Source organism: Streptomyces sp. NPDC020362, from assembly GCF_040642095.1.
Classification (GTDB): Bacteria; Actinomycetota; Actinomycetes; order Streptomycetales; family Streptomycetaceae; genus Streptomyces.
In genome coordinates, this window is sequence record NZ_JBFAET010000212.1 from 1 (window position 1) to 14,778 (window position 14,778).

Here is a 14,778-nt window from a genome sequence, read left to right on the forward strand (position 1 = left end):
TCATCCCCCGCTACAAGGGCGCGGCAGGGCATGAACTGAGCGAGGAGGAGGTCATCGTGGGGCGCTCGACGCCGCTGGCGCACAGGGTCAGCGCGAGGACAGCGGTCAGGCAGGGCAGACACCCGAGCAGCACCAGTGGACTGCGGGGACCGTGAGCGGTCCGCGGCTTCCCTGCCGGCGGCGTTCGTCGCAAGACACGCATGGACCCACTGTCGGACCGATCATCGCGGCCCGCGATGTGTGCTGTGCCACCCGGTGGAACCATCGTCCCGGTCCAGAACGTTTCTGGGGGTATACGTACGCGTGGCCGGTTCGCCGTCCGATGATCGGTCCTGCGTGCGCGTGACTGATCATCGGGCCCGTCGCGCCCGTATGAGAAAGGGTCCGAGAGAAAGGCGGCTCCGTGGACCTGCTCGACCTGGTGCTTGCGCTGGTGATCGTCGTCTACGCGGCATCCGGATACCGGCGCGGGCTGGTGGCCGGATGCGTTTCGCTGGCCGGGTTCGTGGGCGGCGCGGTCGTCGGCGTGTGGGTGCTGCCCTGGGTGACCGGTCTGGCTGCGCGCGGGTCGTCGGCGGCGACCGTACTGGCGGTGCTGACCGTGCTGGTGCCGGGGATGCTGGGGCACGAGCTGGCGGGCCGGCTGGCCCTGCGGCTGCGGCGGGAGCTGGACCGGGAGGGGCGGGGCCCGCTGCGGGTGGCGGACGGCATAGGGGGCGCGGCGGCGAACTCGGTCGCCGTGCTGATCGTGGCCTGGGTCGCGGCGAGCGTGCTGGCCGCCTCCTCGTCGCAGACCCTGACGACGGCGATCCGGAACTCCGCGTTGCTGGGCGCGGTGCAGCAGACGATGCCCGACACGACCCCGGTGTGGTTCTCCCGGGCCACGTCAGCGCTGACGGAGGCGGGTTTCCCGCAGGTCTTCAACCCGTTCGAGAACGAGTCGACGGCCCAGGTGGCCAGACCCACCGGCGACAGCGTCACGCCGGCCGCGACGAACGCGGCCAAGCGGAGCACCGTCAAGATCGAGGGCGCGGCCGGCACCGAGGGCCGGGAGGGCAGCGGCTTCGTGTACTCCCCGCGGCACGTGATGACCAACGCGCACGTGGTGGCGGGCATCGGGCACCCGAGCGTGCGCCTGGGCGGGGTCGGGCGGTCGTACGAGGCCCGGGTGGTGCTCTTCGACCCCGACCGGGACGTGGCGGTGCTGTACGTGCCCGGGCTGCGCGCCCCGGTGCTGCGCTTCGACCACAGTGCCGTGCGGGGCGAGGCGGCGGTGGTCGCGGGCTATCCGCAGGACGGGAGCCTGGATCTGCAGGCGGCGACGGTGGCGGGCCGGGTGCGAGCGACCGGCCAGAACATCTACAGCGACCACACGGTCACCCGGGAGATCTACTCGATCCGCTCGACGGTCCGGCCGGGCAACTCCGGCGGCCCGCTGCTGACCACCCACGGCCGGGTGTTCGGCGTGGTCTTCGCCCGCTCCACCTCGGACGCCGAGACGGGGTACGTCCTGACTGCCGCCGAGGTGGCGGGCGACGCCGGGCGCGCGGCCGTGGCGACGACGCCGGTGGACACGGGCCGGCTGATCACGTCGTAGCGCCCAGGCACCGTTCGTGCTCGTCCGCGGTTCGTGCTCGTCCGCGGTTCGTGCTCATCCGCGGTTCGTGCTCATCCGCGGTTCGTGCTCATCCGCGGTTCGTGCTCATCCGCGGTTCGTGCTCATCCGCCGTCGACGGTCAGGCGCCGTTGACGGTCGCCCACCCTCGACGGTCGCGCGCCGTTGACGCTCACCCACCCTCGACGGCCAGGCGCCGTTGACGGTCACCCACCGTTCACAGGGAGCGGCCCATGAGTACGTCGTCGACGTACTCCCCCCGGAGCAGGAACTCCTCGGGCAGCACGCCCTCGACCGCGAACCCCTCGGACTCGTAGAGCCGACGGGCCGGTGTGTTGTGCCCGAGCACGCGCAGGGTCATGCGCCGCGCGCCGCGCCCCCGCGCCTCCTCGATCGCGGCCCGGATCAGTGCGCGGGCGACGCCCTTGCCGCGCGCCTCGTCGGCCACGGCCAGGCCCTGGATCTGGCGGACGTGCGCGTTGGAGTCCAGGCGGGTCGGCGGGACGACATGGATGTAGCCGGCGATGCGCCCCGCGAGGGCGGCGACGAGGAAGTCCTCGGGCGGGTGGTGCTCGTCGAAGAAGGGCGAGTACGGCGGCTGCGGTGGGGGCAGGACAGCATGCAGCGGGGACCATGTGGCCCGGTCGAGGACGCCCAACTCCTCCTGGTCGGCGGGCACGGCGACACGTATGTACGGCTCTGACATGACGGCCACCTTAGACGTGACCATGAAAGATGGGGTCATGGAACGTACGCGAATCGCGGTGGCCGGCGCGTCCGGTCTGATCGGCAGCGCCCTGGTGCGGTCCCTGACCGCCGACGGGCACGAGGTGGTGCGCCTGGTCCGTCGCGCACCCCGGGACGGGAACGAGGTCCGCTGGGACCCGGAGCGTCAGCAGGTGGACGCGGGCGGGCTGGCAGGCTGCGACGCGGTGGTCAACCTCGCGGGTGCAGGGATCGGCGACCGGCGCTGGACCGCGGAGTACAAGCGGCGGATCCGGGACAGCCGGGTGCTGGGCACGGTGGCGCTGGCCGAGGCGGTGGCCTCGCTGGACACCCCGCCGCGGGTGTTCCTGAACGGCAGCGCGATGGGCTTCTACGGCGACACCGGCGACCGGGCCGTGAACGAGGACGCGCCGCCGGGGGACGGTTTCCTGCCGTCCCTGTGCGTGGAGTGGGAGGAGGCGGCGGCGCCCGTGCAGGAGGCGGGCATCCGGACGGTGTTCCTGCGCACCGGGCTGGTGATCGCGCGCGGCGGCGGGGCCTGGGGACGGCTGTTCCCGCTGTTCAGGGCCGGGCTCGGAGGGCGCATGGGCGACGGGCGGCAGTACTGGTCGTACATCGCGCTGCACGACGAGGTCGCCGCGATCCGGCATCTCATCGACCAGGAGACGCTGTCCGGGCCGTTCAACCTGACGGCGCCGCAGCCGCTGACGAACCGTGAGGTCACCAGGGCGATGGGGCGGGTGCTGCACCGGCCGGCGCTGTGCACCGTCCCGGCGCCGGTGCTGCGGGCGGTGCTGGGCGAGATGGCCGGGGAGGTGCTGGGCAGCATGCGGGTGGTGCCGAAGCGGCTGCTGGAGTCGGGGTTCACCTTTGCGTTTCCGGGCATCGACGATGCGATCCGCGCGGCCTGACAGGACATCAGGACGCTTCTGGGATCCGTTGCGACCGCATGCGACCGGCGTGCGACCGTGCCCTGTTGATGCGCGACTGTTCCTGACCGATCACGGCCCTAACCTCGACCCGAACTCGGGTATCCCTGGAGCCTGTTGGGGGCATGACGTCTCCACCGGCCGCGCAACCACAGGAGGGGCCTCGTGCTTGAGCCCGCGTACCAGGTGGACGTCGTCATCGTGGGAGCCGGGATCGCCGGACTCTCGGCGGCCCATCGGCTCACCAGCGCAGGAGTAACGACCGCAGTCCTGGAGGCCGCCCCTTACGCGGGCGGCCGTATGTCGACCGAGAAGGTCGACGGCTTCCGGCTCGACCGCATCGGACAGCTGCTGTCCACGTCCTACCCCGAGCTCCGCCGCACCCCGGGGCTCGGCCCGCTCACCCTGCGCCGCTTCGCGCCGGGTGTCCTGCTGCACCGCGACGGACACACGCACCGGGCGGGTGCACCGGCGGTCGGCGGGAGCGCAAGGGGCGCACTCCATATGGTGCGCGCCCTGGCGAGCGCCCCCAGGGGTGCGGCGGCGTCCACGGGCCGCACCGGTGCGCCGGTGGGGCGCGCGGTGGACCAGGCCCGGCTCGGCACCGCCCTCGGGCGGATCGCCGCCACCCCTGTCGAGCGCCTGCTGGCACGGCCCGAACTGCCCGCCGCGCAGGCCCTCGCGGCCCGTGGGGTGCCCGCCCGGACGATCGACGGCTTCCTGCGTCCGCTGCTCGCCGCGCTGCTGTGCGACCCGGAGCTGACCACCTCCAGCCGGTGCGCCGACCTGGCGCTGCACTCGTTCGCGAGCGGGCGGCTGTGCGTGCCGGAGGGCGGCGCGGAGATGCTGCCCGAGCAGCTGGCCCGCGCGCTGCCGGCCGGCACCGTGCACACCGGGGTGCGGGTCACCTCCGTGTCCACGACGTCGGTGACCACGGCCGAGCACGGGGAGATCCGCTGTCGCGCGGTGCTGCTGGCGACCGACGCGCGGGCCGCGGCCGAACTGCTGCCGGGCCTCAGGGTGCCGGACTTCCATCCCGTGACGATCGTCCACCACACCACGGACGATCCCTCGGCGGTCCTCGCCACCGGCACCTCGCTGCTGCTGGACGCCGACCGCGGTGGGCCGGTCGCGCACACGGCGGTGCTCAGCGCCGTGGATCCGAGCCGCGCGCCGGCCGGCCGGGTCCTGATCTCGTCGACGGTGCTCGGTACCCCTCCCGACGGCATCGACACCGCCGTCCGCATCCACCTCGCCCGGCTCTACGGCACCTCGACGCGCCGCTGGGAGACGCTGGCGGTGCATCACACACCCGAGGCGGTACCTGCGATGCGCCCGCCGCACGACCTGCGCCGCCCGGTGCGCCTGCTGGCGGGCCTGTACGTCTGCGGCGACCACCGCGACACCAGCACGGTCCAGGGAGCCCTCCACTCGGCCCACCGCGCCACCGCGGCCATCCTGTCCGACCTGGGAGCGACGGGCTCGCTGAACACGTCGGACCCGACACCGACGATGCCACGGGCCGCGTAGCCCACCGAACGGACCACAGCACGGGGTCCCGGACAGCCCGGCACCACCGCCCGACGCCGCCGCGGTCGCTCACCACGGCGGCAGGACGGCGGCGCACCCATCCCCCTGCCGCTTCCTGCCGGTGGTCCCCGCCGCGGCGGCGCCCGGCCACACCGGACGCAGCGCGGGGTTGCCGAGAATCCGGCACCACCGGCCCACGCCGCCGCGGTTCATCACCACGGCGGCAGGACGGCGGCGCACCCGTCCCCCTGCCGCTTCCTGCCGGTGGTCCCCGCCGCGGCGGCGCTCCGCCGGAGCGGTGGGGACCGGCGGTGCCGAAGGCCGCTCAGCCCAGTGCGGAGACCCTGTCCCGGTACCCCCTCACCGGTGCCGCGTCCTTGTAGGGCTCCAGGCGCCGCTCGAAGTCCTTGACGTACTCGATCGCGCGCACGGAGCGCATCTCGGCCGCCTGGCCGGCCGCCTCCGCGGCCAGTGTGCAGGCCTGGTCGAGTTCGCCGAGGCCGAGCCGGGCGGTGGCGAGGACGACGCGGCAGAAGAGGCGACTGCGGGCGTAGGAGGGAGCGCGGAGCTGGAGCGAGCGCTCCGCGTGCTGGGCGGCTGCCCGGAACTGCTGCAGGTCACGGTGGCAGTGCCCGAACTCGTCGGCGAGCTGCGCCTCGTCGAAGAACCGGGCCCAGTACGGCACCTCGTCCCCGGGCCGGGCCGCTTCCAGGGCGCGCTCGGCCCGCACCAGCGCCCCCGTGCACGCTCGCACCTCACCGAGCACCCCGTGCGCGCGGGCCTCGGAGGCGTGCAGCAGCGCCTGCACCACCGGCGGCGCGCCGGTACCCACTCCCTGCTGCGCCACCCGCGCCAGCTGGACCGCCTCCCTGCCGTGCCCGAGGTAGACGGCCTGGCGGCTCATGGTGACCAGCACGTACGAGCCGTACGCCCGGTCGCCCGCCGCCTGGGCCAGGCGCAGGGCCTGCACGAAGTAGCGCTGGGCGAGTCCGTGCGCGGCGATGTCGTAGGAGGTCCAGCCCGCGAGCCGGGTGAGGTCCGCGGCCGCGGCGAACAGCCGGCGGCCGCTCTGCTCGTCGTAGGTGCCGCGCAGCATCGGCTCGCACTCGTGCTCCAGATAGCGCACCAGGGCCTGCCGGGCGTGGCCGCCGCCGTACGCGTCGTCGAGGGTGCGGAACAGCTCGCCGACCGAGCGCAGCGCGGCGATGTCACCGCCGGTGACCTTGTGCCCGGGGGCGCGGGCGGCGTGTCCGCGGGGCCGCAGCGAAGCCGGTACGGCCTCCGGGCGGTCCTTGGGGGCGCCGACCCGGACCTGGGCGGGCACCCGGTGCACCGGCTCGCGGGCCACCCTGTCGTCGGCCTTGCCGATCAGCCAGTCCCGGCTGGGCACGACGAGCCCCGCGGGGGTGAAGGCGATCTTGCGCAGCTCGGCGTGGCTGCCGGAGTCCTTGCGCCACAGCCCGCTGACGATGTCGACGGCCTCCTCCGGGGTGGCCGCGAACTCCAGGCCCGCGTACACCGGGGCGCAGGCGTCCAGGCCGAGGTCCTGGGCGGTGAGCCGACGGCCGAGCCGGCGTGTGAACACCTCGGCGATGAGGGCGGGCGTCGTGCCCCGGGGCTGCTGTCCGCGCAGCCAGCGGGTGACGGACGTCTTGTCGTATCTGAGGTCCAGTCCGTGCTCCAGGCCGAGCTGGTCGACGCGACGGGCCAGACCCGCGTTGGAGAACCCCGCCTCTGCGATGAGCGCGGCGAGCTGGCGGTTGGGGGTGCGCTGCGCGGGTCGATCCGTCATCTGTGGTGCGGTCTCCTGCCTTCCGGGCCTCTGAAGTGCCGGGATTGCCTGTGAGCAGCCCTTATGGCCTCTTGGACGGCGCGAATGTAGCGGAGAGTGAGCAAGCGATCGCACAGTTCGCCACGCATTCATCCGATCGTGTGAGTATTGACCGCTGGGCTGACGTACGCCGGTCGGACGTACAGTGGCGTGGGCGCGTTACAGGCCTGACACACCGGTTCGCTGAGGGAGGCGCTTGCCGTGAGTGAGTTGCGGTTCGTCCGCATGGGGTTCGGTGCGGATGCCGTCGATTACCAGGAGGCGTGGGACGAGCAGCGCCGGGTGCACGCGGCCCGGTTCACCGACGAGGTCCCCGACACCGTGATCCTCCTGGAGCACCCCCCGGTGTACACGGCGGGCCGGCGCACCGAGGACAGCGAGCGTCCGCTGGACGGCACCCCGGTCATCGACGTGGACCGCGGCGGCAAGATCACCTGGCACGGCCCCGGCCAGCTGGTGGGCTACCCGATCCAGAAGCTGCCCCGCCCGGTGGACGTCGTCGCCCATGTGCGCCGTCTCGAGGACGCGCTCATCCGCACCTGCGCCGAGTTCGGCGTGGAGACCACCCGGGTCGAGGGCCGCAGCGGCGTGTGGGTGCTCGGCGACCCGATCGAGCAGCGGCCGGCGCTCGGCGGGCTCTCCCTCGACTTCGACCCGCGGCTGAACGACGAGGAGTTCGACCCCCGCCTCAACGGCCCGGAGTACGCTCCCTCCAACGCCGGGCAGCGCCGCGAGGACCGCAAGATCGCCGCGATCGGCATCCGCGTCGCCAAGGGCGTCACGATGCACGGCTTCTCCTTCAACGTGAACCCGGACAACCGCTGGTTCGACCGGATCATCCCGTGCGGCATCCGCGACGCGGGGGTGGCCTCCCTCGCGGGCGAGCTGGGCCGCGACATCACCATCGACGAGGTGCTGCCGGTGATCGAGCGGCACCTGAGGGACGTGCTGGAGAACGCGGAGCCGAAGCCGCGGGTGATCGAGAAGACACCGGCATAAAAACAGCCCGTCCGGCGTTCGAGGACGAGGCCGAAGGCCGAAGGCGGGGGTCCGGGGGCGGCAGCCCCCGGCAAGGCCAGCACCGACGCCGACCAACAAATCAACGGGCGTACCCTGAAGAACGCCGAAGAATCAATCGCTAGGGAGCCGGTCGTGTCCGCAGTCGCACCCGACGGACGCAAGATGCTGCGCCTGGAGGTCCGCAACAGCCAGACCCCCATCGAGCGCAAGCCCGAGTGGATCAAGACCCGGGCGAAAATGGGTCCCGAGTACACGAAGATGCAGAACCTCGTGAAGAGCGAGGGCCTGCACACGGTCTGCCAGGAAGCCGGCTGCCCGAACATCTACGAGTGCTGGGAGGACCGCGAGGCGACCTTCCTCATCGGCGGCGACCAGTGCACCCGGCGCTGCGACTTCTGCCAGATCGACACCGGCAAGCCCGAGGCCCTGGACCGCGACGAGCCTCGCCGGGTCGGCGAGTCCGTGGTCACGATGGACCTGAACTACGCCACCATCACCGGCGTCGCCCGCGACGACCTGGAGGACGGCGGCGCCTGGCTGTACGCCGAGACCGTGCGCCAGATCCACGAGCAGACGGCCGGGCGCGAGGGCGGCCGCACGAAGGTGGAGCTGCTGGCTCCCGACTTCAACGCGGTCCCCGAGCAGCTCGCCGAGGTGTTCTCCTCCCGCCCCGAGGTCTTCGCGCACAACGTCGAGACGGTGCCCCGGATCTTCAAGCGGATCCGCCCCGGCTTCCGCTACGAGCGCTCGCTGAAGGTCATCACCGAGGCCCGCGACTACGGCCTGGTCACCAAGTCCAACCTGATCCTCGGCATGGGCGAGACCCGCGAGGAGATCAGCGAGGCGCTCGGGCAGCTGCACGACGCGGGCTGCGAGCTGGTCACCATCACCCAGTACCTGCGCCCCTCCGTGCGCCACCACCCCGTGGAGCGCTGGGTCAAGCCGCAGGAGTTCGTGGAGCTGCAGGAGGAGGCCGAGCAGATCGGCTTCTCCGGTGTGATGTCCGGCCCGCTGGTGCGGTCCTCGTACCGCGCCGGGCGCCTGTACCGGATGGCGATCGAGCAGCGTCGGTCGGCCGCTCCGCAGCAGGGTGGTCCGCACATCGCCGCCCAGGCGGTGTGAACGGCGCGTGTGAATTCACGCACAAGTAATTACCGGCCAGTAATGGCCGAGTCGACGCGGTCCTGACCGTCCTCGCTGATGAGGACGACCATCAGGGCCGCGTCAGTGTTTCGGTGCTCTGTATCAAGGCTTCATTGGTGTTTGACCGGTCGGTCACGCCCTGGTAACACCAATCAGTGACTCTGGTATCACACCCCGTACACCCGGACCGAGGGGGGACCTCGACCATGCAGGCCGCGCCCGTACGCGCCACCGCCATCCCGTCCTTCACCGACGCGCTCCGCGCCGTGGAATCCCTGCTCATGAGCGGTGGCCAGCGCACTGCCCGCCGCAATGCCTGGACCTCCGTGCTGGAGGACCGCCGCCGTGCCAAGGACAGGGTCGAGGCGCAGCGCGTCCTGGAGCAGGCCGCCACCCGCCCCTGACCTCCTCCCCCCCGCCGGGCACTGCCGTCGTGGGCACTCCCGGGGCCACGTAGACTTCGTGGCATGGCGAGGAAGGAAACCGCGGCGGACGCCGCGAACGCAGGGCGACTGAAGCAGATCGCCCTCACGTACAAGATGACCCGCAAGGCCGACAAGAAGATCGGTCTTGTCCTCGGGGCCGTCGGCATCGGCACCCTCGGTGTGTTCCTCGCGATCGGCTTCCTGATCGGCCACCCGGTCTATCTCGGCATCCTGGGCCTGTTTCTGGGCCTTCTCGCGATGGCGATCGTGTTCGGGCGCCGGGCCGAGCGGGCCGCCTTCGGGCAGATGGAGGGCCAGCCGGGCGCCGCAGCGGCCGTTCTGGACAACATCGGCCGGGGCTGGACGACGACTCCCGCGGTGGCGATGAACCGCAGCCAGGACGTGGTGCACCGGGCCGTCGGCAAGGCCGGCATCGTGCTGGTCGCGGAGGGCAACCCGAACCGGGTGAAGAGCCTGCTGGCCGCCGAGAAGAAAAAGATGAACCGCATCGTGGCGGACGTGCCCGTGCACGACGTGATCGTCGGCACCGGCGAGGGCCAGGTCGAGCTGAAGAAGCTGCGCACGACCATGCTGAAGTTCCCGCGCGTGCTCACCGGCCCCCAGGTGACCACCACCAACGACCGGCTGCGCGCCATGGGCGACCTGATGAGCAACATGCCGCTGCCGAAGGGTCCGATGCCCAAGGGCATGCGGATGCCGAAGGGCGGCCCGAAGGCGCGCTGACCTCCACCGCTTTCCTTCTCACACGGGCCGGCCCCGGAACTCCGAGAGTTCCGGGGCCGGCCCGTGTCGGTGTTGGAGAGCGGGAGATCAGACCCGCACCTCGACGGTCTTCGCGATCCGGTCGTGCAGGCCGCGGCCGTCCCGGTCCCAGACCAGCGCGGGGATCGCGAGGCACAGCAGGACCGTGCGCAGCAGGGAACGCAGCGGGTTCACGGTGCCGGTCTGCAGGGCCACGACCCGGATGCCGAACAGGCGCTTGCCCGGGGTGAAGCCCACCGTGCCGACCGTCAGGGCGCTCATCACGAAGAAGATGAGCAGCGCCCAGTTGCTGGTGGCGGGGCTGTTGCCGTGCGTGATCAGGCCGTATGCGATCAACACGCACAGGCCCCAGTCCACGGCGAGCGCCCCGAGCCGCCTGCCGGGCCGGGCGATCGAGTTCGGTCCCTCCTCCGGGAGCCCGAGCTGCTCGCCCCGGTATCCGAAGTCGGCTCCGGCGTCTTCCATGGCCGCGCGCGGCCCGGACAGCCACGATCCGATTGCTTGCCTGTTGTCCACCCGACCACGGTACTGCGCCCGGATCCGGGTGCGGCGCGGAGGGGTGTGTCGGGGCTACGGTGGAACCGTGGCCGGTTAACTTCTGCGAAACAAACGGGTCACGCCCGAGAAATCACCCGTCCCTAGGGTCGAGACCAGCGTGTGCCACCGCACTGGCCGCACGAACGATCTACCGCCCCGGCGAGGACGGTCGGGAGTAGGAGGAGCTGGATGTTCCAGAACGCCGACGAGGCCAAGAAGTTCATCGCGGACGAGGACGTCAAGTTCATCGACGTCCGCTTCTGCGACCTGCCGGGCGTCATGCAGCACTTCACGGTGCCCGTCGAGGCGTTCGACCCGGACGAGGAGCTCGCCTTCGACGGATCGTCGATCCGTGGCTTCCAGGCCATTCACGAGTCCGACATGGCGCTGCGCGCGGACCTGTCGACCGCCCGGGTCGACCCGTTCCGCCGCGACAAGACCCTCAACATCAACTTCTTCATCCACGACCCGATCACGGGCGAGCAGTACTCCCGTGACCCGCGCAACGTGGCGAAGAAGGCCGAGGCCTACCTCGCCTCCACCGGCATCGCGGACACCGCGTACTTCGGTCCCGAGGCCGAGTTCTACGTCTTCGACTCGGTCCGCTTCGCGACGGGCGCGAACGAGTCCTTCTACCACATCGACTCCGAGGCCGGCGCCTGGAACACCGGCGCCCTGGAGAACAACCGTGGTTACAAGGTCCGCTACAAGGGTGGCTACTTCCCGGTCCCGCCGGTCGACCACTTCGCCGACCTGCGCGCCGAGATCTCCCTGGAGCTGGACAAGCAGGGCCTGAAGGTCGAGCGCCAGCACCATGAGGTCGGCACCGCCGGCCAGGCCGAGATCAACTACAAGTTCAACACGCTGCTCGCCGCGGCCGACGACCTCCAGCTCTTCAAGTACATCGTGAAGAACGTGGCCTGGCGCAACGGCAAGACCGCGACCTTCATGCCGAAGCCGATCTTCGGCGACAACGGCTCGGGCATGCACGTGCACCAGTCGCTGTGGAGCAACGGCGACCCGCTGTTCTACGACGAGGCCGGCTACGCGGGCCTCTCGGACACCGCCCGCTACTACATCGGCGGCATCCTCAAGCACGCCCCGTCGCTGCTGGCCTTCACCAACCCGACGGTGAACTCCTACCACCGTCTGGTGCCGGGCTTCGAGGCGCCGATCAACCTGGTGTACTCGCAGCGCAACCGCTCCGCGGCCATGCGTATCCCGATCACCGGCTCGAACCCGAAGGCCAAGCGCGTCGAGTTCCGCGCGCCGGACTCCTCCGGCAACCCGTACCTGGCCTTCTCCGCCCTGCTCCTCGCGGGCCTGGACGGCATCAAGAACAAGATCGAGCCGGCCGAGCCGATCGACAAGGACCTCTACGAGCTGGCTCCCGAGGAGCACGCCAACGTGGCCCAGGTCCCGACCTCCCTCCCGGCCGTGCTCGACTCCCTGGAGGCCGACCACGAGTTCCTCCTCCAGGGCGACGTGTTCACGCCGGACCTGATCGAGACGTGGATCGACTTCAAGCGCACGAACGAGATCGCCCCGCTGCAGCTGCGCCCGCACCCGCACGAGTTCGAGCTGTACTTCGACGTGTAGGCCCTGACCAGGGTCTGACCCCACGGTTCGCGTTGCGGACCCTCTGCCGGTCCGCAGAGGGTCCGCAATTCATTTGATCGATCTTCCACGGCCCCAGCTGCGCGCCGTTGTCGCCGACACGACCCAGCCGTCCTCACGGCCATCGAGCAGCCGCTTCAGCTCGCCCACGAATAGATCGACGTGGCTACCGGTCACCAGGGCAGCCGTCACTTCGTCCAGCCGGCGCTCTGCGTCGGTCTTCCGGTCGAAGCGCCGGGCATGCTCTTTGCCAGCCAGGTCGCACTACCGGGCCCCGCACTTACCGTTCGGTGGGTGAGGGCGCGCCAATCGCCTTGTGCGGCACGGGTGATGACAATCCACACTCGTCCAGCCCGGCACGGTCACGCGATCGTTTGGATCACGGACTTCGGTAAAGTCCCCGCCTCGTAGGGACATTACGGGGGCAACAGTCGATCGACCGGGCCCTGCCGTGTGACTGAGAGGCTGGTCGTTCGTGAGATACACAAGGGCATCGTCGGCTGCAGCAACGGCCTTGGGGTTGTTGGCACTTGTGGCTTGCGGCGGGTCCGGTGGCGGAGGCGAGGGCGCAGGCCCGGAGGTGACGGGTCCCGGCGGGAGTCAGCAGGCGTTGAAGGTGAAGGTTCCGGTCCCGCGGGCGTTCGACAGCACCAAGGGCTGGCAGGAGGCTCTCCCGTGGGTCCCGGAGGATGCCACCGGCCGGCCCTATGCCGCAGCGTCGGGGGCCGGGGTCGTCGCGCTCCTCAAGAAGCAGGGGAGCTCGTACATCCTGGAGGCCCGCGACGAGGCAACGGGTGCGCTGCGGTTCGGCAGCAAGCCCTGGCATCCGCCGAAGGCGCAGGAGACAACGGGCAAAGCCGTCGCGGAGACCCCAGGTGTGGAGGCCGTCAGGCAGGGCGGCCGCGAGTACTTGGCCGTCTGGGCACAGGGCACGGACAAGGGCGACGCGCTCTCCAAGCCCCGGGAAGTGGTCGAGGTCGACATCTACCCCGTCGACACCTCCGGCGCCTCTGCCGCCCCCGCACATGTGGTGCAGGTGCCGGTCGACAGATACTCGGGCGTGGCGCGGGCGCGCGACGGCGGAGCGGGGCTGCTGGTCACCACGGACAGTGGCGACGAGTCCGTCTCCGTCGACATGCGGACCGGGCACCTGAAGCACTACCCCGACACCACAAAACTCGGCGAGCCCACGTGCGGGGCGATCGCTTGCGTCACCAGTGAGGTCAAGGCGCTGACCGCGCGCGGGCCGGTGCTGGCCAACTCCGTCGGCGGGTTCGGTGTTCCTGGTGTCTGGAACTCCAGCCGGGTCGTTCCGCACGGTGCCTCGACTCACGACTATGAGCAGTACAAGAGCACAGCCCACTTCGCCGTCTCCGGCCATCTCATCGCGTCCTGGGCCGCTGCGGACAACGGGGACGACATATGGGCCGTGCACAACGCCGAGACCGGCAGGGTCGAGGCTTCGACACGGTGCTCGCCAAGCGATCTGCCGGAGTGGGACACCCCCAGCGCGTTGTCGCTGAACGGCCGTTACCTGCTGGCCGGATCGCTCGCGTTCGACCTCACATCGGGCAAGGGCTACTGCTTCGCGGGAAGCGAGACCAGTCGCCGGATCCTGCTGCTGTCTGCCGACGACGACGGACAGGCGTATGGCATTGCCCAGGGCGACGACACCGCAGCCGGTGCGCCCGTGGCGGTGCCGTTGAGCACAGGGCATCCAAAGCCGTTGCCGCGCGGTGTGCAACCGCCCTTCCTCTCCCTTCGCGCGGCCGGTGCCTTCTCCCCTCCGGCGGACGGCCCCGGCGTGTTGTTCGTCTTCCTTCGTCGTCGCTGAAATACGTCCGTGAAGGTGAGGCATACCGGATGCCTCCCCTTCCCGGCCAGGCGGAGGGCGTCTGCTGGAGTGGTGTAGCAGATCTGGCGCAACGGGCACCGCGTGGAGGTGCTCACGGCCCAGGCCGGCGATCTGGACCTGGGCATTCCCAAGGTCCGCACCGGGAGCTTCGCCCCCGGCCCCCGACGCACTGTTGTCTGCGGCCGGCGACCGGTGGAGATCATCACGGCCGGCTTCGTGCATGAGAGCCCCGGAGGGGCATCAGTTGTCGAACCGGACCACCAGGCGGACATTCTCGGCCCCGTGCCGCTTGGCGAGGTGAATCCATGGATGTCCGTGCCCATGAAGGGGATCCTGCCTGGCAGACGGGACGCTGACCAGCTGGTATTCGCCGCTGCATGGCAAAGTCACGTGGCGGGTACCGCATCCGCGACCTTGATCGGCACGACAGAACCCAGCCGGACGGCCGGATCGCAGCGGACCGATGCTGTAAATCCGCCGGCTCCGTCCTGCCAGCTTGAGGCCTCACCCAGGGGCGAGGCCCTCGGCCATTCGAGCGGGGCCCGTCCGTGGGCCGTCCCAGGGGGGCCGACAACGACCAATGACGACAAACAACGATGGCGTCCGCGCTGGTCAGAGCAACGGTGCCGTCGATCACCCGAGGTGACCGAGGCAGGTCGTCGCTTCTTCGACGTGTGCCATGACCGCCGGGCGTCACGACGTCGGACGACATGGCTGAGGGCCACCACCTGCGAACGCCGCAGGTGGTGGCCCTCAGCCATGTTCAG

At 70.9% G+C, this 14,778-nt stretch carries 12 protein-coding genes; 9 read left to right on the forward strand and 3 right to left on the reverse strand.

All coding sequences use genetic code 11. The features are described 5' to 3' along the window. Positions 1-403: 403 nt before the first annotated feature. A complete protein-coding gene (locus AB0H32_RS40610; RefSeq protein ID WP_361132106.1) occupies positions 404-1,597 on the forward strand; it encodes a MarP family serine protease in 1,194 nt (397 codons plus the stop codon). Between the two features lie 235 nt (positions 1,598-1,832). Here AB0H32_RS40610 and AB0H32_RS40615 read toward each other — a convergent pair whose 3' ends face one another. Further along, the gene (locus tag AB0H32_RS40615; protein WP_361132109.1) at positions 1,833-2,321 is read right to left on the reverse strand and encodes a GNAT family N-acetyltransferase; all 489 of its coding nucleotides are present in this window, start codon (positions 2,319-2,321) and stop codon (positions 1,833-1,835) included. A gap of 37 nt (positions 2,322-2,358) precedes the next feature. Between AB0H32_RS40615 and AB0H32_RS40620 the strand changes: the two genes are divergently transcribed. Next, a complete protein-coding gene (locus tag AB0H32_RS40620) occupies positions 2,359-3,252 on the forward strand; it encodes a TIGR01777 family oxidoreductase (protein ID WP_361132112.1) in 894 nt (297 codons plus the stop codon). A gap of 183 nt (positions 3,253-3,435) precedes the next feature. Then, positions 3,436-4,800 (forward strand): NAD(P)/FAD-dependent oxidoreductase, encoded by a 1,365-nt coding sequence (locus AB0H32_RS40625; RefSeq protein WP_361132115.1) that lies wholly within the window; start codon positions 3,436-3,438, stop codon positions 4,798-4,800. 325 nt (positions 4,801-5,125) lie between these two features. On the opposite strand, the gene AB0H32_RS40630 is transcribed toward AB0H32_RS40625, so the two are convergent. Next, positions 5,126-6,592, reverse strand: a complete 1,467-nt coding sequence (locus AB0H32_RS40630) for a regulator (protein WP_361132118.1) — start codon at positions 6,590-6,592, stop codon at positions 5,126-5,128. Positions 6,593-6,832: 240 nt separating this feature from the next. Here AB0H32_RS40630 and lipB point away from each other — a divergent pair, with 240 nt between their 5' ends. The 4 genes from lipB (at position 6,833) to AB0H32_RS40650 (ending at position 9,963) form a co-directional block, all read left to right on the forward strand. Further along, positions 6,833-7,630: a lipoyl(octanoyl) transferase LipB gene (lipB, locus tag AB0H32_RS40635; RefSeq protein ID WP_361132121.1), complete on the forward strand. Its 798-nt coding sequence runs from the start codon at positions 6,833-6,835 to the stop codon at positions 7,628-7,630. A 153-nt stretch (positions 7,631-7,783) separates the two neighbouring features. Further along, on the forward strand, positions 7,784-8,773 hold the full coding sequence (gene lipA, locus AB0H32_RS40640) for a lipoyl synthase (protein ID WP_361132124.1): 990 nt from the start codon (positions 7,784-7,786) through the stop codon (positions 8,771-8,773). A 227-nt stretch (positions 8,774-9,000) separates the two neighbouring features. Further along, a complete protein-coding gene (locus AB0H32_RS40645) occupies positions 9,001-9,198 on the forward strand; it encodes a hypothetical protein (RefSeq protein ID WP_361132127.1) in 198 nt (65 codons plus the stop codon). Between the two features lie 63 nt (positions 9,199-9,261). After that, complete coding sequence (locus AB0H32_RS40650; RefSeq protein ID WP_361132130.1) at positions 9,262-9,963, forward strand: DUF4191 domain-containing protein; 702 nt, start codon at positions 9,262-9,264, stop codon at positions 9,961-9,963. A gap of 87 nt (positions 9,964-10,050) precedes the next feature. Here the strand turns inward: AB0H32_RS40650 and AB0H32_RS40655 are convergent, their stop codons facing one another. Next, positions 10,051-10,518 carry an RDD family protein gene (locus AB0H32_RS40655; RefSeq protein WP_361132133.1) on the reverse strand — a complete coding sequence of 156 codons (468 nt, stop codon included), beginning with the start codon at positions 10,516-10,518 and terminating at the stop codon, positions 10,051-10,053. Positions 10,519-10,728: 210 nt separating this feature from the next. Here AB0H32_RS40655 and glnA point away from each other — a divergent pair, with 210 nt between their 5' ends. Both glnA and AB0H32_RS40665 read left to right on the forward strand, forming a co-directional pair. Beyond that, positions 10,729-12,138, forward strand: coding sequence for a type I glutamate--ammonia ligase (gene glnA / locus AB0H32_RS40660; RefSeq protein ID WP_361132136.1), 1,410 nt, complete (start codon positions 10,729-10,731; stop codon positions 12,136-12,138). A gap of 628 nt (positions 12,139-12,766) precedes the next feature. After that, positions 12,767-13,990: a hypothetical protein gene (locus AB0H32_RS40665; RefSeq protein WP_361132139.1), complete on the forward strand. Its 1,224-nt coding sequence runs from the start codon at positions 12,767-12,769 to the stop codon at positions 13,988-13,990. Positions 13,991-14,778: the final 788 nt, after the last annotated feature.

Bases quoted from the DNA above. Each gene is read 5' to 3' on its own strand.
- AB0H32_RS40615 (WP_361132109.1), bottom strand. From the start codon at position 2,321: ATGTCAGAGCCGTACATACGTGTCGCCGTGCCCGCCGACCAGGAGGAG.
- AB0H32_RS40630 (WP_361132118.1), bottom strand. From the start codon at position 6,592: ATGACGGATCGACCCGCGCAGCGCACCCCCAACCGCCAGCTCGCCGCG.
- AB0H32_RS40645 (WP_361132127.1), top strand. From the start codon at position 9,001: ATGCAGGCCGCGCCCGTACGCGCCACCGCCATCCCGTCCTTCACCGAC.
- AB0H32_RS40620 (WP_361132112.1), top strand. From the start codon at position 2,359: ATGGAACGTACGCGAATCGCGGTGGCCGGCGCGTCCGGTCTGATCGGC.
- glnA (WP_361132136.1), top strand. From the start codon at position 10,729: ATGTTCCAGAACGCCGACGAGGCCAAGAAGTTCATCGCGGACGAGGAC.
- AB0H32_RS40650 (WP_361132130.1), top strand. From the start codon at position 9,262: ATGGCGAGGAAGGAAACCGCGGCGGACGCCGCGAACGCAGGGCGACTG.